Here is a 25,519-nt window from a genome sequence, read left to right as displayed (position 1 = left end):
CAGGGTCTCAAGAGCGGCCCTGATGAGTGAGGATTGAGAATCATGGCTTACAGCGAAAAGGTCATCGACCACTACGAAAACCCGCGTAACGTCGGCAAGATGAATGCCGAAGACCCGGATGTCGGCACCGGCATGGTCGGCGCGCCGGCATGCGGCGACGTGATGCGTCTGCAAATCAAGGTCAATGAGCAGGGCGTGATCGAAGACGCCAAGTTCAAGACTTACGGCTGCGGTTCGGCCATCGCTTCCAGCTCCCTCGCCACCGAGTGGATGAAGGGCAAGACCCTGGACGAAGCTGAAACCATCAAGAACACCCAGTTGGCCGAAGAGCTGGCGCTGCCGCCAGTGAAAATCCACTGCTCGGTACTCGCCGAAGACGCTATCAAGGCGGCCGTTCGCGATTACAAGCAGAAGAAAGGCTTGATCTGACTTTCAAGATTTGGCGACGAGTAAGGAGTCAACGATGGCTATCAGCATGACAGAAGCGGCTGCTCGACACATTCGCCGCTCCCTCGACGGGCGCGGCAAGGGTGAAGGGATCCGTCTGGGCGTTCGCACCACAGGCTGTTCCGGCCTTGCCTACGTGCTGGAGTTTGTCGATCAGGTGGATACCGAGGATCAGGTGTTCGAGAGTCACGGCGAAAAAGTGATCATCGATCCGAAAAGCCTGGCCTACCTGGACGGCACCGAGCTCGATTTCGTCAAGGAAGGGTTGAACGAAGGCTTCAAGTTCAACAACCCCAACGTGCGCGGTGAGTGTGGCTGCGGCGAAAGCTTCAACATCTGAGGCTGCTCGTGGGTATTCCTTGTCATTTCGCTTTGTTCGAGCTGCAACCGAGCTTCCGCCTGGATCTCGAGCAGTTGGGCGCACGCTACCGTGAGTTGGCGCGCGGTGTTCATCCCGACCGTTTTGCCGACGCTTCCGAGCGTGAGCAGCGGTTGGCGCTCGAACAGTCCGCGCGACTGAACGAGGCCTACCAGACACTCAAGAGTCCCCCGCAGCGCGCGCGTTATCTGCTCGCCATGGGCGGGCGTGAGCTGCCGCTGGAGGTCACGGTGCATGATCCCGAGTTCCTGCTGCAACAGATGGCGTTGCGCGAAGAACTCGAAGACTTGCAGGACAGCGCCGATCTGGCCGGTGTCGCGACCTTCAAGCGTCGTCTGAAAACCGCCCAGGACGAGCTGAACGAAAGCTTCGCAGCCTGTTGGGATGATGCAGCGCAACGCGAACAGGCCGAACGCCTGATGCGGCGCATGCAGTTCCTCGACAAGCTCACCTACGAAGTGCGCCAGTTAGAAGAGCGCCTCGACGATTAACCCAGTGCCGCTCCGGTCGCACGCCTGATATACAGATAAGTCCTGATCACGATGGCCCTACTGCAGATCGCCGAACCCGGCCAAAGTCCTCAACCGCACCAGCGTCGCCTGGCTGTGGGGATCGACTTGGGCACTACCAATTCGCTGGTCGCTGCGTTGCGCAGTGGTCTTTCCGAGCCGCTGGCCGATGCCCAGGGGCAGGTCATCCTGCCGTCCGCCGTGCGTTATCACGCCGACCGCGTCGAGGTTGGCGAGTCGGCCAAACTGGCGGCTTCCGCCGATCCCCTGAATACCGTGCTGTCGGTCAAGCGCCTGATGGGGCGTGGTCTGTCCGACGTCAAGCAATTGGGCGAGCAACTGCCATACCGCTTTGTCGGCGGTGAATCGCACATGCCGTTCATCGAAACCGTTCAAGGCCCGAAAAGCCCGGTTGAAGTCTCCGCCGACATCCTGAAAGTGCTGCGCCAGCGCGCTGAAGCGACATTGGGTGGTGAGCTGGTCGGCGCGGTGATCACCGTGCCTGCGTACTTCGACGATGCCCAGCGCCAGGCCACCAAAGATGCGGCAAAGCTCGCCGGTCTGAACGTATTGCGTCTGCTCAACGAACCGACCGCTGCGGCGATGGCGTATGGTCTGGATCAGCATGCCGAAGGTCTGGTGGCGATTTACGATCTGGGCGGCGGCACTTTCGATATTTCGATTCTGCGTCTGACCGGCGGTGTCTTTGAGGTTCTGGCGACCGGTGGCGACAGCGCCCTGGGCGGCGATGACTTCGATCACGCCATTGCCGGCTGGATCATCGAGAGCGCCGGTTTGTCCGCCGATCTCGATCCGGGTGCGCAACGCAATCTGCTGCAGACCGCCTGCGCGGCCAAGGAAGCGCTGACCGATTCCGCTGCTGTTGAAGTCGTCTACGGCGACTGGAAAGCGCAGTTGACCCGGGAGGCCTTCAATGCGCTGATCGAGCCAATGGTCGCGCGCAGCCTGAAAGCCTGCCGCCGCGCCGTTCGCGATTCCGGTATCGAGCTGGAAGACGTACACGCCGTGGTCATGGTGGGCGGTTCGACCCGTGTTCCGCGTGTTCGCGAAGCGGTCGCCGAAGCCTTTGGCCGTCAGCCGTTGACCGAGATCGACCCGGATCAGGTGGTCGCCATCGGCGCTGCGATCCAGGCCGATACCCTGGCCGGCAACAAGCGCGATGGCGGTGAATTGCTGCTGCTCGACGTGATTCCGCTGTCCCTGGGGCTGGAAACCATGGGTGGCCTGATGGAGAAGGTGATTCCGCGTAACACCACCATCCCGGTCGCTCGCGCTCAGGACTTCACCACTTATAAAGATGGCCAGTCGGCCATGGCGATCCATGTGTTGCAGGGCGAGCGCGAGCTGATCAGCGACTGCCGCTCCCTGGCGCGCTTCGAACTGCGCGGCATTCCGGCGATGGTCGCCGGTGCGGCGAAGATTCGCGTGACCTTCCAGGTCGACGCCGACGGCCTGCTCAGCGTTTCCGCCCGTGAACTGGGTTCGGGCGTCGAGGCGAGCATTCAGGTCAAGCCGTCCTACGGCCTGACCGACGGCGAAATCGCCAAAATGCTCAAGGATTCGTTCCAGCACGCCAATGATGACAAGGTCGCCCGCGTCCTGCGCGAGCAGCAGGTCGACGCCCAGCGTCTGATCGAAGCGGTGCAGGCCGCTCTGGAAGCTGATGGCGAGCGTCTGCTCGATGCCGACGAGCGCATGGTCATCGAGCTGCAAGTGCAGGAGCTCACCGAACTGATGAAAGGTACTGATGGTTATGCCATCGAGCAGCAGACCAAACGTCTGTCGCAAGTGACCGATGCTTTTGCTGCCCGCCGCATGGATTTGACGGTGAAAGCCGCTCTGTCGGGGCGCAATCTGAATGAAATCGAGGATATCTGATGCCGCAGGTCATTTTTCTGCCACACGAGAAGTTCTGCCCGGAAGGCATGGTGGTCGAGGCTGAGCCCGGCACTTCGATTCTCGAGTTGGCCCACGAACACCACATCGAGATGGAAAGCGCCTGCGGCGGCGTTTGTGCCTGCACCACTTGCCACTGCATTATCCGCGAGGGTTTTGACTCGCTGGAAGAGGCTGACGAGCTGGAAGAAGACTTCCTCGATCGTGCCTGGGGTCTGGAAGCCCAATCGCGTCTGGCCTGCCAGGCTATCGTGGGTGAGGAAGACCTCACCGTCGAGATTCCGAAATATTCGCTTAACCATGCGGCCGAAGCGCCGCACTGACTGGTACGACTGTCATGAGCTACGGTTGGAATGATGTTCAACGCATTGCAGAAGAATTGGCGGATGCCAAGCCGGATGTAGATCCGCTTTCTGTCAATTTCGTCGACCTGCAGCGTTGGATCATGGAGCTGCCTGACTTCGACAACACCTCTGGCCGGGTTGGCGAGAAGGTGTTGGAAGCGGTTCAGGCACTCTGGATCGAAGAAAAAGACTGATCGTCCTCGCAGGTTAGGCAATACCCAAGAACCCGCGTATAATTCGCGGGTTTAATTTTTCGCAAATTACCGTTTCTGGAGTTACACCATGGCTGTTCAACGTACTTTCTCCATCATCAAGCCTGACGCCGTTGCCAAAAACGTGATCGGCAAGATCACCACTCGCTTCGAAGAAGCTGGCCTGCGCGTTGTAGCTTCGAAACTGAAGCAACTGTCCAAAGCCGAAGCTGAAGGCTTCTACGCCGAGCACAGCGCTCGTGGCTTCTTCGGTGACCTGGTTGCCTTCATGACTTCCGGTCCGGTTGTCGTTCAGGTTCTGGAAGGCGAAAACGCCATCGCTCGCAACCGTGAGCTGATGGGCGCTACCAACCCTAAAGAAGCTGCTCCAGGCACCATCCGTGCTGACTTCGCCGAGTCGATCGACGCCAACGCCGTTCACGGTTCGGACTCCGAAGCCGCTGCTGCTCGCGAAATCGCTTACTTCTTCGCAGCTACTGAAGTAACCACTCGCTAAGCATTGGCTTGATGAGTGAAGGTGAATCCATGACTACATCGACTGTTAAAACCAACCTGCTGGGTCTGACCCAGCCGGAAATGGAAAAATTCTTCGACTCAATCGGGGAGAAGCGTTTCCGTGCCGGTCAGGTAATGAAATGGATTCACCACTTTGGCGTCGATGATTTCGACGCCATGACGAACGTCAGCAAGGCCTTGCGTGAAAAGCTCAAGGCTGTTGCTGAGGTCCGTGGTCCCGAAGTGGTCAGCGAGGACATTTCCAGCGACGGCACCCGTAAGTGGGTGGTGCGCGTGGCGTCCGGCAGCTGTGTCGAGACCGTGTACATTCCCCAGGGCAAACGCGGCACTCTGTGCGTTTCGTCCCAGGCAGGCTGTGCCCTGGACTGCAGTTTCTGCTCCACCGGCAAGCAAGGCTTCAACAGCAACCTCACCGCCGCCGAAGTCATCGGCCAGGTGTGGATTGCCAACAAATCCTTCGGCAGTGTTCCGGCCACCATCGACCGTGCCATCACCAACGTGGTGATGATGGGCATGGGCGAACCGCTGCTGAACTTCGACAACGTCGTGGCCGCCATGCATCTGATGATGGATGATCTGGGCTACGGGATCTCCAAGCGCCGCGTGACCCTGTCCACGTCGGGTGTGGTGCCGATGATCGATGAGCTGGCCAAGCACATCGATGTATCCCTGGCGTTGTCCCTGCATGCACCGAATGACGCATTGCGTAACCAATTGGTGCCGATCAACAAGAAATATCCGCTTAAGATGCTGCTCGACTCCTGCGTGCGCTATATGTCCGCCCTTGGCGAAAAGCGCGTGCTGACCATCGAGTACACCCTGCTCAAGGACGTCAACGACAAGCTTGAGCACGCGGTGGAGATGATCGAGCTGCTCAAGGATATTCCGTGCAAGATCAACCTGATTCCGTTCAACCCGTTCCCGCATTCCGGGTACGAGCGGCCGAGCAACAATGCTATTCGCCGGTTCCAGGATCAGCTTCACCAGGCCGGTTTCAACGTCACCGTCCGCACCACCCGTGGTGAAGACATCGACGCGGCCTGTGGTCAATTGGTAGGGCAGGTGATGGATCGCACCCGTCGCAGCGAACGTTATATCGCCGTGCGTGAGTTGAGCGCCGACAGCGATCTGGCGCAGAACGCCGCGAACACTAACTAAGAGAGGATCTCTATGTCCCTGCGCTTTGCGCTGCTGTTGCTGTGGGCCAGCCTGTGTGCTGGTTGTGTTCTGTCGGGCGACTACAACCCGATGAAGACCAGCAAGGGCCGCGATGAGGCGCGGACTGCCTACGTGCAGTTGGGGCTGGGGTATTTGCAGCAAGGCATGACCGAGCGTGCCAAGGTGCCGCTGAAGAAGGCGCTGGAGCTCGACGGCTCGGATCCGGACGCCAACGCCGCCCTGGCGCTGGTGTTTCAGGCCGAGATGGAGCCAAAGCTGGCTGACGAGCATTTCCGCAAGGCCTTGTCCTCGCGTCCCGCCGATGCCCGTATCCTCAACAATTACGGCAGTTTTCTCTACGAAGAACAGCGTTACAAGGAAGCCTACGAGCGTTTTGAACAGGCCGCCGCCGATACCCTGTATCCTGAGCGTTCGCGAGTGTTCGAAAACCTCGGCATGACGGCCGCCAAGCTCGGTCAGCGGGATGTGGCGCAGCAACAGCTGGAAAAAGCGTTGCGTCTGAACCGCCAACAACCGCGCGCCTTGCTGGAAATGGCTGAGTTGTCATTCGAAGACAGGCATTATGTGCCCGCGCGTGACTATTACGACCAATACAACCTGCTTGCCGAACAAAATGCACGTAGTCTGTTGCTCGGCGTCCGGTTGGCAAAAGTGTTTGAAGATCGCGACAAGGCCGCCAGTTATGGCCTGCAATTAAAACGACTCTATCCCGGTACGCCGGAATATCAGCAATACCTGTCGGAGCAATGATGAAAGCGGCGCATCCCGAAGTTGTAGCAGCGAATCGCGTTAACCCCGGTGAGACCCTGCGCCAGGCCCGCGAAAGCAATGGCTGGTCGCTGGCTGAAGTGGCCCTCAAGCTCAACCTCACTGTGACTTCCCTGAGCAATCTTGAAGCCGGCGCGTTCGACAAACTGCCGGGGCACACCTTCGCTCGCGGTTACATTCGCGCCTACGCCAAGTTGCTCGGTATGGATCAGACCGTTCTGGTCCAGCAGTTCGACCAGTCCACCGGCACCGACTCTCAAGGCAGCAATGTCCACGCCTTGGGCCGCATCGAGGAACCGGTACGGGTTTCCCACACCATTTTGCGCATCGTCAGCCTGTTGCTGCTGGTCGCCGTTATCGGCGGCGGTTTCGTCTGGTGGCAGGATCAGACTTCGCTGCGGACCAAGGATCTGATGAGCCTGGCGCCGGAGCATGTCGAAGTCGAAGGCGCCGACGGCACCACCCAGATTCATCCGCTGGACGAGCCGGAAGACCAGGCTGTCGCGGAAGGTCAGGCTGAGGGTTCGACCGCCCTGGCGCTGCCACAATCCGAAACCACCGCTGAGTCGACCGGCACCGAAGCTGCCGCTCCGGCCGCCGAGCCGGTTGTTCCGGCGCCTGTCGCCCCGGCGGCAACGCCTGCCGCGCCGGTTCACACCCCGGCTCCTGTCGTTGCTGCCCCGGCCACTCCGGCACCGGCGGCTCCGGCTACACCGGCTCCGACCGTGGCCGCTCCAACAGCTCCGGCTGTGGCTCCTGCTCCTGCACCGGCCGTTCCGGTCGCGGGCCAAGGGCAGGTTTCGGTGCAGTTCATCGCCGATTGCTGGACTCAGGTCACCGATGGCAGCGGTAAAGTGCTCTACAGCGGCCTCAAGCGCAAAGGCGACAGCCTGTCGGTTGTCGGCAAGCCGCCGTTTGCCGTGCGTCTGGGCGTTGCCCGTGGCGCGCAGGTCAGCTACAACGGCCAGCCGGTCGATGTCGCTCCGTTCACCAGTGGCGAGACTGCTCGCCTGAAGTTGGGTCAATAAGTCATGCACGGCGAATCTCCAATCAAACGTCGCGAATCGCGCAAGATCTGGGTCGGTAACGTACCGGTTGGCGGCGATGCGCCTATCGCTGTGCAGAGCATGACCAACAGCGACACCAATGACGTCGCGGCCACCGTCGCCCAGATCAATCGTCTGGAAGCGGCCGGTGTCGACATCGTGCGGGTATCGGTGCCGGACATGGACGCCGCCGAGGCGTTCGGCAAGATCAAGCAACTGGTCAAGGTGCCGCTGGTTGCCGACATTCACTTCGACTACCGGATCGCCCTGCGTGTGGCCGAACTGGGTGTCGATTGCCTGCGGATCAACCCGGGCAACATCGGTCGCGAAGACCGCGTGCGCGCGGTGGTGGATGCCGCCCGTGATCGCGGGATCCCGATCCGCATCGGCGTCAACGCCGGTTCCCTGGAAAAAGACCTGCAAAAGAAATACGGCGAGCCGACGCCAGCCGCGCTGGTCGAATCGGCCCTGCGTCACGTCGAACACCTCGAACGCCTGAATTTCCAGGACTTCAAGGTCAGCGTGAAGGCTTCCGACGTGTTCATGGCCGTCGAAGCCTACCGTTTGCTGGCCAAGGAAATCGTCCAGCCGCTGCACCTGGGCATCACCGAAGCCGGTGGTTTGCGTTCGGGTACGGTGAAATCCGCCGTGGGCCTAGGTATGCTGCTCGCCGAGGGGATTGGCGATACTATCCGCATCTCGCTGGCGGCCGATCCGGTCGAGGAAGTGAAGGTCGGTTACGACATTCTCAAGTCCCTGCATCTGCGTTCCCGTGGTATCAACTTCATCGCCTGCCCGAGCTGCTCGCGGCAGAACTTCGATGTGGTCAAGACCATGAACGAGCTGGAAGGACGGCTTGAAGACCTGCTGGTGCCGCTGGATGTCGCGGTGATCGGCTGTGTGGTCAACGGTCCCGGCGAAGCCAAGGAAGCCCATATCGGCTTGACCGGCGGCACGCCGAACCTGATTTACATCGACGGCAAGCCGTCGCAGAAACTGACGAATGACAATCTGGTGGACGAGCTGGAAAAGCTGATCCGCGAGAAAGCGGCCGAGAAGGTCGAAGCTGACGCAGCAGTTATCGCGCGCGGCTGAACCTGACTGACAGCGCCGAACGAATTTAAGGATTTAAAGTGAGCAAGTCTCTGCAAGCCATCCGTGGCATGAACGACATCCTGCCCGAACAGACTCCGCTATGGCGTTATTTCGAAGGCACCGTCGCCCGTTTGCTGGATAACTACGGTTACCGCCAGATCCGCATGCCGATCGTCGAGTTCACCGAGCTGTTCAAGCGCTCGATCGGTGAAGTGACCGACATCGTCGAAAAAGAGATGTATACCTTCGACGACCGCAACGGCGACTCCCTGACCCTGCGTCCGGAAGGCACCGCCGCCTGCGTGCGTGCCGTACTCGAACACGGTATCACCGGCGGCGGCCAGGTTCAGAAGCTCTGGTACATCGGCCCGATGTTCCGCCACGAGCGTCCGCAGAAAGGCCGTTATCGCCAGTTCCACCAGATCGGTCTGGAAGTCTTCAACCTCGACGGCCCGGACATCGACGCCGAGCTGATCGTGCTGACCTGGCGCCTGTGGGGCGAGCTGGGCATTCGCGATGCGGTCAAGCTTGAACTCAACAGCCTGGGCACCAGCGAGTCCCGTGGGCGTTATCGGGAAGCGCTGGTCGAGTATCTCTCGGCGCATCACGACAAGCTCGACGAAGACAGCCAGCGCCGTCTGAAGACCAACCCGCTGCGCGTGCTCGACACCAAGAATGCCGACACTCAGGCGGTGCTGGTCGATGCGCCGAAAATGGCCGATTACCTGGATGACGAGTCCCGTGAGCACTTCGAAGGTCTGAAGGCGCGTCTGGATGCCGTCGGCATTCCTTACGTGCTCAATCCGAAACTGGTGCGCGGCCTGGATTACTACAGCAAGACCGTTTTCGAATGGGTCACCGACAAGCTCGGCGCCCAGGGCACGGTATGCGCCGGCGGCCGTTACGACGGTCTGGTCGAGCAGATGGGCGGCAAGCCGACCACCGGCGTTGGTTTCGCCATGGGCATCGAACGTCTGGTATTGATGCTGGAAACCCTTGAGCAGATTCCGGAGGAAATCTCCCGTCAGGTCGACGTCTATCTCTGCGCCTTCGGGGAAGCCGCGGAGCTGGCCGGTCTGGCCCTGGCCGAGCGCGTGCGCGACCAGTTGCCGAACCTGCGCCTGCAAGTCAATGCCGGTGCCGGCAGTTTCAAAAGCCAGTTCAAGAAAGCCGACAAGAGCGGTGCGCTGTTCGCACTGATCCTCGGTGACGACGAAATGGCTCAGCAAGTGGTAGGTGTCAAACCCCTGCGTGGTCAGGGCGAACAACAAAACATTGCCTGGGATGCGCTCGCTGCACACCTGGCCACCTGCGTCGTGCAGGCTTGAAGCTGTCAAACAGCCGATTTAGCGATTAAGGAGTATTGGGGTGTCGAGTACCGAAGACGAACAGTTGGCGGATTTGAAGGACTGGTGGGCACGCAACGGCAAACCTCTGGTCACTGGCGGCCTGTTGGCGCTGGTCATCGTGTTCGGCTGGCAGGCTTTTCACAAGTATCAGAGCAACCAGTCGCAAGGTGCCTCGGTGCTCTATCAGCAACTGCTGGAAACCACGCTGACCCCGGATGGCAAGCCTGACGCCGCGCGCGTCGCGGATCTGGCCGGCAAGCTCAACAGCGAGTTCGGCGGCACTGCCTACGCGCAGTACGGCAGCCTGTTCGTGGCCAAGGTCGCGGTTGACAGCGGCAAGCTGGACGACGCGGTGACCGAGCTCAAGGCCATTGTGGCCAAACCTGCCAACCCGGCGCTGGGCGAAATCGCCCGTCAGCGTCTGGCGCAGGTACTGGGTGGTCAGAACAAGCCGGAAGAAGGCCTGAAACTGCTTGAAGGCGATGCCGACAAGTCGTTCCTGGCGACTCGCGAAGAACTCAAGGGCGACCTGCTGGTACAGCTGGGCCGTACCGATGAAGCGAACGCTGCGTATCAAAAAGCCAAGGCGGCACTGTCGGATGAAGCGGCGGTTGGTGGCCTTCAAATCAAGCTGGACGACCTGGCCAAAGGGGATGCGTGACGTGATCCGTTGGAAGCATGCAGCATTGCTGGCTCTGGCCATTCTGGCCGCGGGTTGCAGCAGCAACAGCAAGAAAGAACTGCCACCGGCCGAACTGACCGACTTCAAAGAAGAAGTGGTTCTGCACAAGCAGTGGAGCCGTTCGATCGGTGACGGTCAGGGCGAAACCTACAACATGCTGGTGCCGGCGATCGATGGTGATTCCATCTATGCGGCCGATGTGACCGGTATCGTGATGGGGATGGATCGCAGCAACGGCGACGTGAAGTGGAAAAAGGATCTTGAACTGCCTGTGTCCGGCGCCGTGGGCGTGGGTTACGGTCTGGTCCTGATCGGCACTCTGCGCGGCGACGTGATTGCCCTCGACGCCATCAATGGCGAAGAGAAGTGGCGCGCGCGCGTCAACAGCGAAGTCCTCGCGCCACCGGCCAACAACGGTGACGTGGTGGTGGTGCAGACCCAGGACGATCGTCTGATCGGTCTGGACGCTTCCACCGGCAACCAGCGCTGGGTGTATGACAGCACGCCAGCCGTGCTGACCCTGCGCGGCACCAGCGCGCCGATCGTCACCAACCGCCTCGCGGTGGCTGGCCTGTCGACCGGTAAAGTGGTCGCGGTCGACATTTCCAACGGCGTGCCGGTATGGGAACAGCGTATCGCGATTCCACAAGGTCGTTCCGAGCTGGAGCGTGTGGTCGACATCGACGGTGGCCTGCTGCTGTCCGGCGGTACGCTGTACGTCGCCAGCTATCAGGGTCGCGTGGCGGCACTGGACCTGGAAAGCGGTCGTCAACTCTGGCAGCGCGATGCGTCGAGCTATGCCGGTCTGGCCCAGGGCTTCGGCAGCGTCTACGTGAGCCTGTCCTCGGGCACCGTTGAAGGCGTCGACGAGCGTTCCACCACCGCATTGTGGAGCAACGATTCGCTGGCCCGTCGTCAACTGTCGGCCCCGGAAGTGTTCTCCAGCTACGTTGCTGTCGGTGACCTGGAAGGTTACCTGCACCTGCTGAGCCAGGTGGACGGTCGCTTCGTCGGCCGTGAGCGCATCGACAGCGACGGCCTGCGTGCCCGTCCGCTGGTGGTGGGCGACACGATTTATGTGTATGGCAACAGCGGCAAACTGGAAGCCCTGACCATCAAGTAACAACTATGCTTGGGGTTGATCCCCAAGCGGCCTTGCATTTGCAGGGTTTGCAGCACCCATGGGTGTTGCCCCGAGCACCAGCCGCTGCCTCGCAGCGGCTTTTGTATTTTCTGAAATAACGAAGTGGAGAGCCGCATGGTTCCCGTAATCGCCCTGGTGGGCCGACCGAACGTCGGCAAGTCCACCTTGTTCAACCGCCTGACCCGGACCCGCGACGCCATCGTCGGCGACCTGTCCGGTCTGACCCGTGATCGCCAGTACGGTGAGGCCAAGTGGCAAGGGCGTTCCTACATTTTGATCGACACCGGCGGTATCTCCGGTGACGAATACGGTATGGACGAAAAAATGGCCGAGCAGTCGCTGCTGGCCATTGAAGAAGCGGATGTCGTTCTGTTCCTGGTGGATGCCAAGGCCGGCTTCACCGCTGCCGACCAGATGATCGGCGAACACTTGCGCAAACGTAACAAGCGTTCCTACGTGGTCGCCAACAAGGTCGACAACATCGACCCGGAAATGGCCCGCGCCGAATTCGCCCCGATGGGCATGGGTGACGCGATCCCGATCGCCGGTGCCCATGGCCGTGGTATCACTCAACTGCTGGAAATCGCCCTGAGCGAGTTTCCGAAGGATGAGGACGAGCCGCAGGAAGGCGAAGAGGACGAAGAAGTTGCCGAAGGCGAGGAAGCCAAGCGCATTCCTGGCCCGAGCGAGAAGGACGGCATCAAGATCGCCATCATCGGCCGGCCGAACGTCGGCAAGTCGACGCTGGTCAACCGCATGCTTGGTGAAGAACGGGTGATCGTATACGACCAGCCCGGCACCACGCGCGACAGCATCTACATTCCGTTCGAGCGCAATGAAGAGAAGTACACGCTGATCGACACCGCCGGTGTGCGCAAGCGCGGCAAGATCCACGAAGAAGTCGAAAAGTTCTCCGTGGTCAAAACCCTGCAGGCGATCAAAGACGCCAACGTGGTGATCTTTGTGATGGATGCCCGCGAAGGCGTGGTCGACCACGACCTCAACCTGCTGGGCTTCGCGCTCGAGTCGGGCCGTGCGATGGTCATTGCGCTCAACAAGTGGGACGGCATGACGCCGGGTGAGCGCGACTACGTGAAGACCGAGCTGGAACGCCGGCTGTTCTTCGTCGACTTTGCCGACATTCACTTCATTTCGGCGCTGCACGGCACTGGTGTGGGCAACCTGTACGGTTCGGTGCAGAACTCGTTCAAGTCGGCGGTCACCCGCTGGCCGACCAGCCGCCTGACCCAGATCCTCGAAGATGCGGTCAGCGAGCACCAGCCGCCGATGGTCAATGGTCGCCGGATCAAGCTGCGGTATGCCCACCTCGGTGGCGCGAACCCGCCGCTGATCGTGATCCACGGCAACCAGATCGAGAAAGTGCCGAAGTCGTACGTGCGTTATCTGGAAAACACTTACCGCCGCGTGCTGAAGCTGGTCGGTACGCCGATCCGCATCGAGTTCAAGGGCGGCGAGAACCCGTACGAAGGCAACAAGAACACGCTGACCGACCGCCAGGTCAACAAGAAGCGTCGTTTGATGTCGCACCACAAGAAGACCGAGAAGAAGCGCCGCGACAAGCGCTGATCTTGCAGCTTGCCTGGCTCCCGTGGGAGCGTGGCTGGCCCGCGAAGGACGATAACGGGGGTATGTGTCACACCCCGTTGCAACCTTCGCGGGCAAGCCCGCCCCCACGAGGCCGGGTTACAGAAAGGGCGCTGGCGGCGCCCTTTTTTTATGGGCGCCGGATGGGCTATCCTCGGGCTCTCCCGCGCCGTCGTCAGAGCCGGGGCAGAGCAGGGAACCCCGATGATCACCAGCAAGCTGCCGAATGTCGGCATCACTATTTTCACGCAGATGTCTCAGCTCGCGGTGCAGACCGGAGCGATCAACCTTTCCCAGGGTTTTCCCGATTTCGATGGCCCGCAGGAACTGCGGGATGCGGTCGGTCGGCATATCGCCAGCGGCCACAACCAGTATTCGCCGATGACCGGCCTGCCGGCGTTGCGTCAGCAGATCGCGGCGAAGATCGCCCGCAGCTACGGCGCCCATGTCGATGCCGACACTGAAGTGACGGTCACCCCGGGCGCGACCCAGGCCATCTTCTGCGCCATTCAGGCGGTTATCCACAGCGGCGACGAAGTCATCGTGTTCGACCCGGCCTACGACAGCTACGAGCCGGCGGTTGAGCTGGCCGGCGGGCGTTGCGTGCATGTGCAATTGGGGCTGAACGATTTCTCCATCGACTTCGAAAAACTCGGCGCAGCCTTGAGCCCGCGCACGCGGATGATCATCCTCAACACCCCGCACAACCCGAGTGGCGCGCTCATCAGCCGTGCCGAACTCGACCAGTTGGCGGCGCTGATCCGCGATCGCGACATTTATGTGATCAGCGACGAAGTCTACGAGCATCTGGTGTTCGACGGCGTGCCCCATGTGAGTGTGCTGGCCCATGAAGAGTTGTATCAGCGCGCCTTCGTGGTCAGCTCGTTCGGCAAGACCTATCACGTCACTGGCTGGAAAACCGGCTACGTCGTGGCGCCACCGGCCCTGACCGCCGAGTTGCGCAAGGTTCACCAGTACGTCAGTTTCTGCGGGGTGACGCCGCTGCAGTTCGCCCTGGCCGACTACATGGCCGAGCACCCGGAACACGTTGAAGAGCTGCCGGGCTTCTATCAGGCCAAGCGCGATCTGTTCTGCGATTTGCTGGCGCCGTCGCGCTTCAGCTTCACCCGTGTCACCGGCACCTATTTCCAGCTGGTCGATTACTCGCAGATCCGCCCCGATCTGAACGACGTCGAGATGGCCATGTGGATGACCCGTGAGCATGGCGTGGCGAGTATCCCGGTGTCGGTGTTCTATCAGAATCCACCTGAAGGCCAGCGGCTGGTGCGGCTGTGCTTTGCCAAACGCGAGGAGACGCTGCGCGAAGCAGCGGCGAAACTATGCGTGATCTGAGTGCGTTGCCTGATCTCAAACTGGCGCTGATCCAGACCACCCTGGTCTGGCATGACCGTCAGGCCAACCTCGAGCATTTCGAGCAACTGCTGGAGCAGGCGCAGGGGACCGACCTGATCGTCCTGCCGGAAATGTTCACCACCGGATTCTCCATGGAGTCCGAAACCCTCGCCGAAGCCGAAAACGGCCCGACCAGCAAATGGCTGCGGGCTCAGGCGGCAAAACTGAATGCGGTGATCACCGGTAGCGTGATCATCCAGGCCGCTGACGGCAGCCATCGCAACCGCTTGTTGTGGGCGCGGCCGGACGGCGAGGTCTGGCACTACGACAAGCGTCACTTGTTCCGCATGGCGGGCGAGCACAACCACTACACCCCAGGCGAGCGGCAGGTGCAGTTCGAGCTCAAGGGCTGGAGGATTCGTCCGCTGGTCTGCTATGACCTGCGTTTCCCGGTGTGGAGCCGCGACGCGCAGGACACCGATCTGCTGCTGTACACCGCCAACTGGCCGGGGGCACGGCGTCTGCACTGGAATCGGCTGCTGCCGGCACGGGCGATCGAAAACCTTTGCTACGTGGCGGCGGTCAACCGCGTCGGCACCGATGGCAAGGGCTTCGCCTACACCGGCGACAGTCAGGTGCTGGACTTCCAGGGCGAGACATTGCTCGCGGCGGGGGAGGCGGACGGCGTGTTCAAAGTGACACTGGAAGCGGCGCCACTGGCGGCTTACCGGGAACGCTTCCCGGCGAATCTGGATGCGGACACCTTTGAGTTCACCTGAGCCCTTCACTGCCTGAAATCAGGACAAACCACACAGAACCATCAGGCAAAAAAAGGCCCCGAAGTTTTCACTTCGGGGCCTTTTGCGTTGCAGCGAAGGCTTAGGCTGCTTTCGCTTCCGGTTGGCTCAGGGAGCGGTTCAGCGCGCTGAACAGGGCCTTGAAGCTGGCGGTGGTGATGTTTTCATCGATGCCCACGCCGTGTACCGCACGCTCACCGTTCACGCGCAGCTCGATGTAGGCCGCTGCCTTGGCGTTGGTGCCCGCGCCGATGGCGTGTTCGTTGTAGTCCATGATTTCCACCGGGATCGGCAGGCCGGCCACCAGGGCTTCGAGGGCGCCGTTGCCCTTGCCGCGCCAGTGCAGGTTGGTTTCGCCCTGACCCTTGCTCGCCACTTCCACTTCGACGGCGCTGTTGCCGTTTTCTTCCTGCAGGCGATGGCTGACCAGCGCATACGGGGTGTTGGCTTGCAGGTACTCGCTGATCAACAGGGAGTGGATCTGCTTGGCGGTCATTTCCAGGCCGAGGCGGTCGGTTTCACGCTGCACGACCTGACTGAACTCGATCTGCATGCGACGTGGCAGGCTGATGCCGTATTCCTGCTCCAGCAGGTAGGCGATGCCGCCCTTGCCCGACTGGCTGTTGACGCGGATCACCGCCTCGTAGCTGCGGCCGATGTCGGCCGGGTCGATCGGCAGGTACGGCACTTCCCACAGGGCGTCGGATTTCTGCTGGGCAAAGCCCTTGCGGATCGCGTCCTGGTGCGAGCCGGAGAATGCAGTGTGGACCAGGTCGCCGACGTACGGGTGGCGCGGGTGAACCGGGATCTGGTTGCACTCTTCGACGACCTTGCGCACGCCGTCGATGTCGGAGAAGTCCAGTTGCGGATCGAGGCCCTGGGTGTACATGTTCAGGGCGACGGTGACGAGGTCGACGTTACCGGTACGCTCGCCGTTGCCGAACAGGCAGCCTTCGACACGGTCGGCACCGGCCATCAGGCCCAGCTCGGTGGCGGCTACGCCAGTGCCACGGTCGTTGTGGGTGTGCAGGCTGATGAGCACGCTGTCACGACGGTTGATGTTGCGGTGGAACCATTCGATCTGGTCGGCATAGACGTTCGGGGTCGCGCATTCCACGGTGGCCGGCAGGTTGAGGATCACCTTGCGCTCAGGCGTCGGGTTCCAGACTTCGACCACGGCGTCACAGACTTCCTTGGCGAATTCCAGCTCGGTGGCGCTGAAGGTTTCCGGCGAGTATTCGAACGTCCACTCGGTTTCCGGCTGCTGGGCGGCGTATTTGACGAACAGCTTGGCGGCGTCGACCGCGATGGCCTTGATGCCGTCCTTGTCTTGGTTGAAGACGATACGCCGGAACGACGGCGAAGTGGCGTTGTACAGGTGAACGATGGCTTTTTTCGCCCCGCGCAGGGATTCGAAAGTGCGCGCGATCAGGTCTTCACGGCCCTGGGTCAGCACCTGGATGGTGGTGTCGTCGGGAATGTGGCCGTCTTCGATCAGGGTGCGCACGAAGTCGAAGTCGGTTTGCGACGCGGCGGGGAACGAGGCTTCGATTTCCTTCACGCCGACTTGCACCAGGGTTTTCCAGAAACGCAGCTTTTTCACCGAGTCCATCGGTTCGATCAGCGACTGGTTGCCGTCACGCAGGTCGGAGCTGCACCAGATCGGCGCGGCATCGATGGTTTTCGACGGCCAGGTACGGTCCGGCAGGTTGATCACGGGGAACGCGCGGTATTTCGAAGACGGGTCTTTGAGCATGCTCATCGGAATAATCCTTGTTGTGAGGGCCGAAAGAAGGCGGCCTGCCGGTGGAACGAATGTTCTGGGAAAAGCGTGGGACGAGGCGCAGCGATTCAGCCCGGCAGTCGTGCGCTGACGAGGCACAGGCTGCGGTGCTGGCGAAGCTGAATGAGGGTGTGAGAGGTTTTCATGCCCTCAACCCTAACCGCGAGGATTGAGTATGGCAAGCAGTCGGGGAAATTTGAGAGGAATACTCGAAAAGCGAGGTTTTGCGAGATTTTATTGTGCGTAATGCTGTTGATCGTCGGGATGTTTGCGCAGTGTTTCAAGCCGGCGCAATCGACGAAAAAGCATTCGGGCGAAGGGAGAGTGGCCGGTTTGTCAGCGGATTTTGCCGTGACCTTGAGGCCGTATTCGTGGGCAAGCCCACTCCCACAGGGAGTACGCATTCCAACCGTGAGAGCGGGCTTGCTCGCGAAGAGGCCGGTGGCCGCCGCCGATGACTCAGGGCTGGAAGGCTCCAATGAAAATCGCCGGATCCACCCGTGCATCATTCAGGCTGACGTTCCAGTGCATGTGCGGGCCGGTCGCGCGACCGGTGGCGCCCACCCGGCCCACCACGGCGCCACGGGCCAGTTGCTGGCCATTTTGCACGTCGATTTTCGACATGTGGCAGAACATGCTGATGAAGCCCTGGCCATGGTCGACAAACACCGTGTTGCCATTGAAGAAGTAATTGCCGATCAGAATCACCTTGCCCGCCGCCGGGGTCTTGATCGGCGTGCCGGCCGGCACCGCGAAATCGAGGCCCGCGTGAGGATTGCGCTCTTCACCGTTGAAGAAGCGGCGCACGCCGAACTTGCTCGACAGCGGTCCGTTGACCGGTTTGTCCAGCAGCAGGTTGCTTGGGGTGTTGGGGCTGAAGCTGCGGTAGGCCTTGATCTGCTCGGCCAGTTCACCCTCGATGCGCTTGAGGTTCGCCGGGTTCGGGTTGACCTGCTGCGTGTTCTTCAGGGTGATGTGCTGTTCCGGGTACTTCTTGTTGCCGACGTTGAAACTCAAGGTACGGCCGGTGCTGCTGATCTGCTGAACGCCGGGTTTGACCGTCAGCGGCACGCCGACAATCGCCAGCCAGTTGTTCTGTTCCTTGACCACCAGCACCGGTTTGCCCTGATACGTGGCTTTCGGCGCCTGGGCGGCGGTGCCCAGATCGACCACCGCCACGCCGCCCGGCACCGGTTTGTTCAGCAGCCGGGTGATGTAACTGTCGGCGTGGGCATTGAAGGTCAGGCACAGCAACAGCAGCGGAGCGAGAAAACGCGGCATGGATCAGTCCAGTAAAGAGAGGGTGACGGGCGTCAGGTGGTTGTCCTCGACGCGCACTTGCAGTTCGCCTTCGCCCAGCCTGGCCTTGAGACGCTGGCCGGTGTGGGTCTGTTCGGCGCTGCGGATCGCGTTGCCGCGCTCGTCCAGCAGAATGCTGTAGCCCCGGCCGAGGGTCGCCAGCGGGCTGACCACATGCAGGGTCTGCATCTGGCTGTGCAGTTGCAGGCGACGGCTTTTCAAACCTTCGCGCATGGCCCGTGGCAGGCGTTCGGCGAGGCTGTCGAGACGTTGGCGCAACAGGGCCAGTTGCCGGCCGGGATGTTGCCCGGCGAGACGGGTTTCCAGGCGGATCAGCCGTTCGCGGCGGGTATTGAGCTGACGCTCGAACGCCCGGCGCAGGCGCATGTCCAGGTCATCCAGACGTTGTGCCTGCTGACGCAGACGCTCACCTGGATGGCGCAGACGACGGGCCATGCCTTCAAGACGCAGACGGTCACGCATCAAGCGGTCGCGCATGCGCATCACCAGACGCCGGTGCAGGCTTTCGACCTGGCGGATCAGGTGGCTGGAGTCGGGCGCCAGCAGCTCGGCAGCGGCGGAGGGGGTTGGCGCACGCACGTCGGCCACGAAGTCGCTGATCGAGACGTCGGTTTCATGGCCGACCGCGCTGACAATCGGCGTCACGCAGGCGTCCACGGCCCGTGCCACGGCTTCTTCGTTGAAGCACCAGAGGTCCTCCAGCGAGCCACCGCCACGGGCCAGGATCAGCGCATCGAAGCCCCGGGCGTCCGCCAGTTTCAGCGCGCGGACGATTTGTGCCGTGGCCTCGCGGCCCTGCACCGCTGTCGGGATCAGGGTCAACTGCACCTGCGGCGCGCGGCGGCGGAATACGCTGATGATGTCGCGGATCACCGCGCCGGTCGGCGAACTGATGATACCGATGCGCTGCGGATGCGCCGGCAGCGGCACTTTGCGTTCGGCGCTGAACAGGCCTTCGGCGCTGAGCTTTTCCTTCAGGGCATCGAAGGCCAGGCGCAGCGCACCGTCGCCGGCAGGTTCAACGGTGTCGAGAATCAGCTGATAGTCGCCGCGTCCTTCGAACAGCGAGACTTTGCCGCGCACCTTGACCGCCAGGCCGTCCTTGAGCGCCTGGCGCACCCGCGCCGCATTCTGGCGGAACAGCGCGCAACGCACCTGGGCGCCGCTGTCCTTCAGGGTGAAATACACATGGCCGGACGCCGGGCGGGCGAGGTTGGAGATTTCGCCTTCGACCCAGATGTTGCTGAACACGTCTTCGAGCAACACCCGCGCGCGGCCGTTGAGCTGGCTGACGGTCAGGACTTCACGGTCCAGGCCGAGTCTTGAAAAGGGATCTTTAATCATGGGGCGCAGTTTAAAGGCATTCGGCGATCAATCTCCATGAGTCAGCACAAATCGCTTTTTCGTGTGAGGGCCTGGATGAACTGCTGGAGCAGGGCCGAGGGTGACTGGCGATAGGCGAGGGCGACGGTGCTCTGGCAGTCGGCGTCGGCCAGCGGCAGAAAGCGTACGCCGGACGGTGCGATGTCCTGCATCGACTCCGGCAGCAGGGCGATGCCGAATCCAGCCTGGATCAATTGCAACTGAGTGGTCTTGCGCGACATCACTCGCGCCGCTTTCGGAAAGAAGCCCTGACGCATGCACAAGTCCGCGCATAAATAGCTCAGGCCGCCCCGTTGCGGATGGGGAATGGAAATGAACGCTTCGTCTTGCAATTGCGCCAGTTCGACAGTGCGCGCGCCGGCCAGCCGATGACTGGCCGGCAGCGCGAGCAACAGGCGTTCGGTGAACAGCGGCACGATCTGCACGCCTTCGCGTTGACGCAATACCGGCAGACGCAGCAGGCCAAGGTCGAGACGGCCCTCGGCCAGTTCCTCCAGTTGCGCTTCCGAGGACAGTTTGCCGATGTCCAGCGACACGCCGGGCTGGCGCTCGAGATAGGTGCTGATATCGGTCAAAAGACGCCCGCTGATCGGCACGGTGCTGGAATGGCTCAGGCGCAAGGTGCCGAGCTGGCCGTGGCCGATGTCGGTGGCCATGGCGCTGGCCTGGGTCAGTTCATTGAGCAGATTCCTCGCCCGTGGCAGAAAGGCTTCGCCTGCTGCCGTGAGACGGGGCTGGCGGGCGGTGCGTTCGAACAGTGGCGTTTGCAGGCGGGTTTCCATGTCCTTGATCTGCCGGCTCAGTGCCGATTGCGCGATGAACAGGCGTTCGGCCGCCGCGCTGAAGCTGCCGGACTCGGCGATTTCCACGAAGTAACGCAATTGACGGGTTGAAAGCACGAGGTATGCCTTTTCGAGATGAGTAGTCGGCCTTGAAGATATTAGTCGCAACCTTCGGCGCTGGCTAAAGTCATCGCAGGCTTATAAAGGAAGCGGATTGATGAGCGTGGCGGGTTTGTTGAGTGAGTGGTCGTGGGGCGCAGGCGGCTGGGCGGTGGTCGGGCTCGGTATCGCGCTGGCCTACATCGTGTTTGGCATTGCCGGTTTTGGCACGGCGCTGGTGGCGGGGCCGATCCTGATTCTGTTCATGCCGCTGTCGAAGATCGTGCCGCTGCTGGTGTTACTGGATTTCGTCGCGGCGTTCGGCAATCTGCTGCCATCGCGGCGAGACGTCGCCAGGCCCGAACTGCTGCGACTGCTGCCGTGCATGGCGGTGGGCTGCACGCTGGGCGTGATATTTCTGCTCAACCTCAAGTCGGATCTGTTGCTGCTGTTGATGGGGTTGTTCATCAGCGCCTATGCGGTTTATAGCCTGTGGGTCAAAACCCGGCCGGCGCAGTTATCTGCCGCATGGGCAGTGCCGATGGGCACCGTGGGCGGGTTGTTCGGTGCGTTGTTCGGCAGCGGCGGCTTTTTATACGCGATCTATCTCAACAGTCGTCTGCCCAAGGACGCGGCCCGGGCGACGCAGAGTGCGCTGATCAGTTGCAGCACGGTGGTGCGCTTGAGTCTGTTCGCCATCGCCGGCGTTTATGCCGAGCTGCCCTTGTTGATGCTCGCGCTGTGTTTGCTGCCGGCGATGGCGCTGGGCTTGTGGATCGGACGGCGGCTGACCATGCGCCTGTCCCGCGAGGCTTTCGTGCGGCTGGTGACCTGGCTGGTGCTGGCGAGCGGGATTGCGCTGATCGGTCGCTATTTGAGTACTTGACCGGATTGCGTCAGGGATTAAGCTGCCGGCCGTCAAGACGCTTCGCGGGCAAGCCCGCAAAGACGTCAGAAGCCATGCCGCAGGACTATCCATGAATTCGCAAAGCATCCTCGTCCCGAAAATCTCCACGCTGCCGGTCCACGAACCCCGGGCGCGGGCGATCGTGCGCTGGCTGGTGCGCAAGAACATCGTGCAGGAAGAGTTGACCACCTGCGGGCGCACCGGCAACCGCATGGGTCATGCCCTGGCCGAGGGCGCGCGTGCCGTGGTGCTGCATCCCGAAGCGCTGCCGTTCGGTGAGCCGGTCAATGGTCTGGAGATCATCGTAAAACGTTGCATCTACACCCCGGCCAAGGGCTTTCTCGAAGAGGCCGGTTGCGCCGAGTGTCGGCAGGAGGTGGGAGAGGCGCTGTTCGAAAGCCTCGAAGACTGGATGCCGGGGCGCACCGACAACTTCACCTGCCCCGAATGCGGGCACGAAGACGACATCAATGGCTTTCTGTATTTGCAGCCGTGTGCGTTTTCCAACCTCGGGTTCATCTTCAATAACTGGCTGGAAGCGGGGTTCAAGCAGAGTTTTATCGACGAATTCGCCGACTGGCTCGACCAGCCGGTGAGCTGGGTGAAAGTGGAGTTGTGAGGGCGCTCATTCCCGTACATCAGCAACATTGATATTCGACAGAGTTTTACATTGAGCCCGGTGGGGTGTCTGAGTATAATGGCGCGCTTCCATTTTCCCGCTCGGGAGCCCCCGCGATGCTGCGTATCAGCCAAGAAGCTCTGACATTCGACGACATTCTCCTAGTGCCCGGTTATTCCGAGGTTCTTCCTAACGAAGTCAGTCTGAAGACCCGCCTTACCCGTGGCATCGAGCTGAACATTCCTCTGGTTTCTGCCGCCATGGACACCGTTACTGAAGCCCGTCTGGCAATCGCCATGGCTCAGGAAGGTGGCATCGGCATCATCCACAAGAACATGACCATCGAGCAGCAAGCTGCCGAAGTGCGCAAGGTCAAGAAGTTCGAAGCCGGTGTGGTCAAGGACCCTATCACCATCGAGGCCGATGCCACGGTGCGTGATCTGTTCGAACTGACCCGCATGCACAACATTTCCGGCGTTCCGGTACTGCACGATGGCGACCTGGTCGGCATCGTCACTTCCCGTGACGTGCGTTTCGAAAACCGTCTGGACGCCTTGGTCCGCGACGTGATGACGCCGAAAGAGCGTCTGGTCACCGTCAAGGAAGGCGCCAACAAGAACGAAGCCCGCGAACTGCTGCACAAGCACCGCATCGAGCGCGTGCTGATCGTCGACGACAAATTCGCCCTCAAGGGCATGATGACCGTCAACGACATCGAAAAAGCCAAGGCTTACCCGCTGGCGAGCAAGGACGATCAAGGTCGTCTGCGCGTCGGCGCTGCGGTCGGCACCGGTAAAGACACCGGTGACCGCGTCGCCGCCCTGGTCAATGCCGGCGTGGACGTGGTGGTGGTCGACACCGCGCACGGTCACTCCAAAGGTGTGATCGACCGCGTTCGCTGGGTCAAGCAGAACTTCCCTGAAGTGCAGGTGATCGGCGGCAACATCGCCACCGGCGCAGCCGCCAAGGCGCTGGCCGAAGCCGGCGCCGACGCCGTCAAGGTCGGTATCGGCCCTGGCTCGATCTGCACCACCCGTATCGTCGCCGGTGTCGGCGTGCCGCAAATCAGCGCCATCGCCAACGTCGCCGCCGCCCTCGAAGGCACCGGTGTTCCGTTGATCGCCGACGGCGGCATCCGTTTCTCCGGTGACCTGTCCAAGGCCATCGTGGCCGGTGCCTCGGCAGTGATGATGGGCTCGATGTTCGCCGGTACTGAAGAAGCGCCGGGCGAAATCGAACTGTTCCAGGGCCGTTCGTACAAGGCTTATCGCGGCATGGGCTCGCTGGGGGCAATGTCCCAGGCGCAAGGCTCTTCCGACCGTTACTTCCAGGACTCCTCGGCGGGTGCCGAGAAACTGGTTCCGGAAGGCATCGAAGGGCGTGTTCCGTACAAGGGCACCCTGACCGCGATCATCCACCAGTTGATGGGCGGCCTGCGCTCCTCGATGGGCTACACCGGTAGCGCCAACATCGAAGAGATGCGCACCAAGCCTGAGTTCGTGCGGATCACCGGTGCCGGCATGGCCGAATCCCACGTTCACGACGTGCAGATCACCAAGGAAGCGCCAAACTACCGCGTAGGTTGAGCCTTCAAGCAAAAAGTTAACGACCGGGGCTGTTTTATTCAGCCCCGAGTTGTTTCTGAATCAAGACTGTTTCTGAATTACTTAGACGAGACTGAATCATGGCCCTCGACATTCACGCTCACCGCATCCTGATCCTCGACTTCGGCTCCCAGTACACCCAACTGATCGCCCGCCGCGTGCGCGAGATCGGCGTGTACTGCGAACTGCACCCGTTCGACATGGACGAAGATGCGATCCGTGAGTTCGCTCCAAAAGGCGTCATCCTCGCCGGCGGCCCCGAGTCCGTGCACGAAGCCAATAGCCCGCGCTGCCCACAGGCCGTGTTCGATCTGGGCGTACCGGTCTTCGGTATCTGCTACGGCATGCAGACCATGGCCGAGCAACTGGGCGGCAAGGTCGAAGGTTCCGAGCTGCGTGAGTTCGGTTATGCCCGCGTTGACGTGGTTGGCAAGAGCCGTCTGCTCGATGGCATCGAAGACCACGTCGATGCCGACGGCGTATTCGGCCTCGACGTCTGGATGAGCCACGGTGACAAGGTCACCAAGATGCCGGGCGACTTCCATGTTCTGGCCAGCACCCCGAGCTGCCCGATCGCCGGCATGTTCAACGACGATCTGGCCTACTACGGCGTGCAGTTCCACCCGGAAGTGACCCACACCAAGCAGGGCGGTCGCATCCTGTCGCGCTTCATCCTCGACATCTGCGGTTGCGAAGCCCTGTGGACGCCGTCGAAGATTGCCGAAGACGCCATCGCCAACATCCGTGCCCAGGTCGGCACCGACAACGTGCTGCTGGGTCTGTCCGGCGGTGTCGACTCCTCGGTGGTTGCGGCGCTGCTGCACAAGGCCATCGGCGACCAACTGACCTGCGTATTCGTCGACAACGGCCTGCTGCGTCTGCACGAAGGCGAGCAAGTGATGGCCATGTTCGCCGAGAACATGGGCGTCAAGGTGATCCGCGCCAACGCTGAAGACCAGTTCCTCGGCAACCTGGCCGGCGAAGCCGACCCGGAGAAGAAGCGCAAGATCATCGGCCGTACCTTCATCGACGTGTTCGACGCCGAATCCTGCAAGCTGGAAAACATCAAGTACCTGGCCCAGGGCACCATCTACCCGGACGTGATCGAATCGGCTGGCGCGAAAAGCGGCAAGGCTCATGTGATCAAGTCGCACCACAACGTGGGCGGCCTGCCGGAAGAAATGAACCTGAAACTGGTCGAGCCACTGCGCGAACTGTTCAAGGACGAAGTCCGTCGTCTGGGCCTGGAGCTGGGCCTGCCGTACGACATGGTCTACCGTCACCCGTTCCCGGGCCCAGGCCTGGGTGTGCGGATCCTCGGTGAAGTGAAGAAGGAATACGCCGACCTGCTGCGTCGTGCCGACCACATCTTCATCGAAGAACTGCGCAAGGCCGACTGGTATCACAAGGTCAGCCAGGCATTCGTGGTGTTCCAGCCAGTGAAGTCGGTTGGCGTGGTGGGCGATGGTCGTCGTTACGCCTGGGTCGTGGCCCTGCGTGCGGTGGAAACCATCGACTTCATGACCGCGCGTTGGGCACACCTGCCTTACGAACTGCTGGAAACCGTTTCCGGCCGCATCATCAATGAAATCGAAGGCATCTCCCGCGTCACCTACGACGTGTCGAGCAAGCCGCCGGCGACCATTGAGTGGGAATGATCCTGCCCACGTCTTGACGGCG

General features: G+C 61.4%; 25 protein-coding genes. 21 read left to right on the top strand and 4 right to left on the bottom strand.

From position 1 onward, the window contains the following. Nucleotides 1-42 precede the first annotated feature (42 nt). The 17 genes from iscU to KVQ74_RS24400 all read left to right on the top strand — a co-directional run bounded on the left by iscU (nucleotide 43) and on the right by KVQ74_RS24400 (nucleotide 15,324). Nucleotides 43-429 carry a Fe-S cluster assembly scaffold IscU gene (gene iscU, locus KVQ74_RS24480; RefSeq protein ID WP_003248539.1) on the top strand — a complete coding sequence of 129 codons (387 nt, stop codon included), beginning with the start codon at nucleotides 43-45 and terminating at the stop codon, nucleotides 427-429. A gap of 34 nt (nucleotides 430-463) precedes the next feature. After that, entirely contained in the window at nucleotides 464-787 is a 324-nt protein-coding gene (iscA, locus tag KVQ74_RS24475; protein ID WP_217833942.1) for an iron-sulfur cluster assembly protein IscA, read from the top strand. A gap of 8 nt (nucleotides 788-795) precedes the next feature. Then, nucleotides 796-1,317, top strand: coding sequence for a co-chaperone HscB (gene hscB / locus KVQ74_RS24470; protein WP_217833941.1), 522 nt, complete (start codon nucleotides 796-798; stop codon nucleotides 1,315-1,317). A gap of 51 nt (nucleotides 1,318-1,368) precedes the next feature. After that, entirely contained in the window at nucleotides 1,369-3,234 is a 1,866-nt protein-coding gene (hscA, locus tag KVQ74_RS24465; RefSeq protein ID WP_217833940.1) for a Fe-S protein assembly chaperone HscA, read from the top strand. Then, nucleotides 3,234-3,575, top strand: coding sequence for an ISC system 2Fe-2S type ferredoxin (gene fdx, locus KVQ74_RS24460; RefSeq protein WP_041071821.1), 342 nt, complete (start codon nucleotides 3,234-3,236; stop codon nucleotides 3,573-3,575). Before hscA ends, fdx begins: the two co-directional genes overlap by 1 nt. 14 nt (nucleotides 3,576-3,589) lie before the next feature. Beyond that, nucleotides 3,590-3,790: a Fe-S cluster assembly protein IscX gene (gene iscX / locus KVQ74_RS24455; protein ID WP_217833939.1), complete on the top strand. Its 201-nt coding sequence runs from the start codon at nucleotides 3,590-3,592 to the stop codon at nucleotides 3,788-3,790. 88 nt (nucleotides 3,791-3,878) lie between these two features. Beyond that, on the top strand, nucleotides 3,879-4,304 hold the full coding sequence (gene ndk / locus KVQ74_RS24450; protein WP_217833938.1) for a nucleoside-diphosphate kinase: 426 nt from the start codon (nucleotides 3,879-3,881) through the stop codon (nucleotides 4,302-4,304). Between the two features lie 29 nt (nucleotides 4,305-4,333). Next, on the top strand, nucleotides 4,334-5,482 hold the full coding sequence (gene rlmN, locus KVQ74_RS24445) for a 23S rRNA (adenine(2503)-C(2))-methyltransferase RlmN (RefSeq protein ID WP_217833937.1): 1,149 nt from the start codon (nucleotides 4,334-4,336) through the stop codon (nucleotides 5,480-5,482). A 12-nt stretch (nucleotides 5,483-5,494) separates the two neighbouring features. Beyond that, the gene (gene pilW, locus KVQ74_RS24440) at nucleotides 5,495-6,253 is read left to right on the top strand and encodes a type IV pilus biogenesis/stability protein PilW (RefSeq protein WP_217833936.1); all 759 of its coding nucleotides are present in this window, start codon (nucleotides 5,495-5,497) and stop codon (nucleotides 6,251-6,253) included. Continuing rightward, nucleotides 6,253-7,299 (top strand): RodZ domain-containing protein, encoded by a 1,047-nt coding sequence (locus KVQ74_RS24435; RefSeq protein ID WP_217833935.1) that lies wholly within the window; start codon nucleotides 6,253-6,255, stop codon nucleotides 7,297-7,299. Before pilW ends, KVQ74_RS24435 begins: the two co-directional genes overlap by 1 nt. Before the next feature lie 3 nt (nucleotides 7,300-7,302). Further along, on the top strand, nucleotides 7,303-8,412 hold the full coding sequence (gene ispG, locus KVQ74_RS24430) for a flavodoxin-dependent (E)-4-hydroxy-3-methylbut-2-enyl-diphosphate synthase (RefSeq protein ID WP_053152544.1): 1,110 nt from the start codon (nucleotides 7,303-7,305) through the stop codon (nucleotides 8,410-8,412). Between the two features lie 38 nt (nucleotides 8,413-8,450). Beyond that, complete coding sequence (gene hisS, locus KVQ74_RS24425) at nucleotides 8,451-9,740, top strand: histidine--tRNA ligase (protein WP_217833934.1); 1,290 nt, start codon at nucleotides 8,451-8,453, stop codon at nucleotides 9,738-9,740. Between the two features lie 40 nt (nucleotides 9,741-9,780). Then, on the top strand, nucleotides 9,781-10,422 hold the full coding sequence (locus tag KVQ74_RS24420) for a tetratricopeptide repeat protein (RefSeq protein ID WP_217833933.1): 642 nt from the start codon (nucleotides 9,781-9,783) through the stop codon (nucleotides 10,420-10,422). Next, nucleotides 10,415-11,566 (top strand): outer membrane protein assembly factor BamB, encoded by a 1,152-nt coding sequence (gene bamB, locus KVQ74_RS24415; RefSeq protein ID WP_217833932.1) that lies wholly within the window; start codon nucleotides 10,415-10,417, stop codon nucleotides 11,564-11,566. Before KVQ74_RS24420 ends, bamB begins: the two co-directional genes overlap by 8 nt. A 135-nt stretch (nucleotides 11,567-11,701) precedes the next feature. After that, on the top strand, nucleotides 11,702-13,174 hold the full coding sequence (der, locus tag KVQ74_RS24410; protein WP_217833931.1) for a ribosome biogenesis GTPase Der: 1,473 nt from the start codon (nucleotides 11,702-11,704) through the stop codon (nucleotides 13,172-13,174). Between the two features lie 222 nt (nucleotides 13,175-13,396). Then, nucleotides 13,397-14,545: a pyridoxal phosphate-dependent aminotransferase gene (locus tag KVQ74_RS24405; protein WP_217833930.1), complete on the top strand. Its 1,149-nt coding sequence runs from the start codon at nucleotides 13,397-13,399 to the stop codon at nucleotides 14,543-14,545. Then, nucleotides 14,533-15,324: an amidohydrolase gene (locus KVQ74_RS24400; protein ID WP_217833929.1), complete on the top strand. Its 792-nt coding sequence runs from the start codon at nucleotides 14,533-14,535 to the stop codon at nucleotides 15,322-15,324. Before KVQ74_RS24405 ends, KVQ74_RS24400 begins: the two co-directional genes overlap by 13 nt. Before the next feature lie 100 nt (nucleotides 15,325-15,424). Here the strand turns inward: KVQ74_RS24400 and leuA are convergent, their stop codons facing one another. From leuA to KVQ74_RS24380, 4 genes are all read right to left on the bottom strand, one after another. Then, nucleotides 15,425-17,104: a 2-isopropylmalate synthase gene (gene leuA, locus KVQ74_RS24395; RefSeq protein WP_217833928.1), complete on the bottom strand. Its 1,680-nt coding sequence runs from the start codon at nucleotides 17,102-17,104 to the stop codon at nucleotides 15,425-15,427. Nucleotides 17,105-17,584: 480 nt separating this feature from the next. Next, the gene (locus KVQ74_RS24390) at nucleotides 17,585-18,406 is read right to left on the bottom strand and encodes a M23 family metallopeptidase (RefSeq protein WP_217833927.1); all 822 of its coding nucleotides are present in this window, start codon (nucleotides 18,404-18,406) and stop codon (nucleotides 17,585-17,587) included. A gap of 3 nt (nucleotides 18,407-18,409) precedes the next feature. Further along, complete coding sequence (gene xseA, locus KVQ74_RS24385; protein WP_217833926.1) at nucleotides 18,410-19,789, bottom strand: exodeoxyribonuclease VII large subunit; 1,380 nt, start codon at nucleotides 19,787-19,789, stop codon at nucleotides 18,410-18,412. 41 nt (nucleotides 19,790-19,830) lie between these two features. Continuing rightward, nucleotides 19,831-20,727 (bottom strand): LysR family transcriptional regulator, encoded by an 897-nt coding sequence (locus KVQ74_RS24380; protein ID WP_217833925.1) that lies wholly within the window; start codon nucleotides 20,725-20,727, stop codon nucleotides 19,831-19,833. A gap of 100 nt (nucleotides 20,728-20,827) precedes the next feature. Between KVQ74_RS24380 and KVQ74_RS24375 the strand changes: the two genes are divergently transcribed. The 4 genes from KVQ74_RS24375 (at nucleotide 20,828) to guaA (ending at nucleotide 25,497) form a co-directional block, all read left to right on the top strand. After that, the gene (locus tag KVQ74_RS24375) at nucleotides 20,828-21,595 is read left to right on the top strand and encodes a sulfite exporter TauE/SafE family protein (RefSeq protein ID WP_217833924.1); all 768 of its coding nucleotides are present in this window, start codon (nucleotides 20,828-20,830) and stop codon (nucleotides 21,593-21,595) included. Between the two features lie 91 nt (nucleotides 21,596-21,686). After that, nucleotides 21,687-22,235: a sugar ABC transporter ATPase gene (locus KVQ74_RS24370; protein ID WP_217833923.1), complete on the top strand. Its 549-nt coding sequence runs from the start codon at nucleotides 21,687-21,689 to the stop codon at nucleotides 22,233-22,235. 116 nt (nucleotides 22,236-22,351) lie between these two features. Continuing rightward, nucleotides 22,352-23,821: an IMP dehydrogenase gene (gene guaB, locus KVQ74_RS24365; RefSeq protein WP_217833922.1), complete on the top strand. Its 1,470-nt coding sequence runs from the start codon at nucleotides 22,352-22,354 to the stop codon at nucleotides 23,819-23,821. 98 nt (nucleotides 23,822-23,919) lie between these two features. Continuing rightward, on the top strand, nucleotides 23,920-25,497 hold the full coding sequence (gene guaA, locus KVQ74_RS24360) for a glutamine-hydrolyzing GMP synthase (protein ID WP_217833921.1): 1,578 nt from the start codon (nucleotides 23,920-23,922) through the stop codon (nucleotides 25,495-25,497). The last annotated feature ends 22 nt before the right edge of the window (nucleotides 25,498-25,519 follow it).

The sequence above is a fragment of the Pseudomonas botevensis genome, from assembly GCF_019145475.1.
Lineage (GTDB): Bacteria > Pseudomonadota > Gammaproteobacteria > Pseudomonadales > Pseudomonadaceae > Aquipseudomonas > Aquipseudomonas botevensis.
Note: the sequence above shows the minus strand (reverse complement) of the source record. Positions and strands in the feature narration are given on the sequence as shown.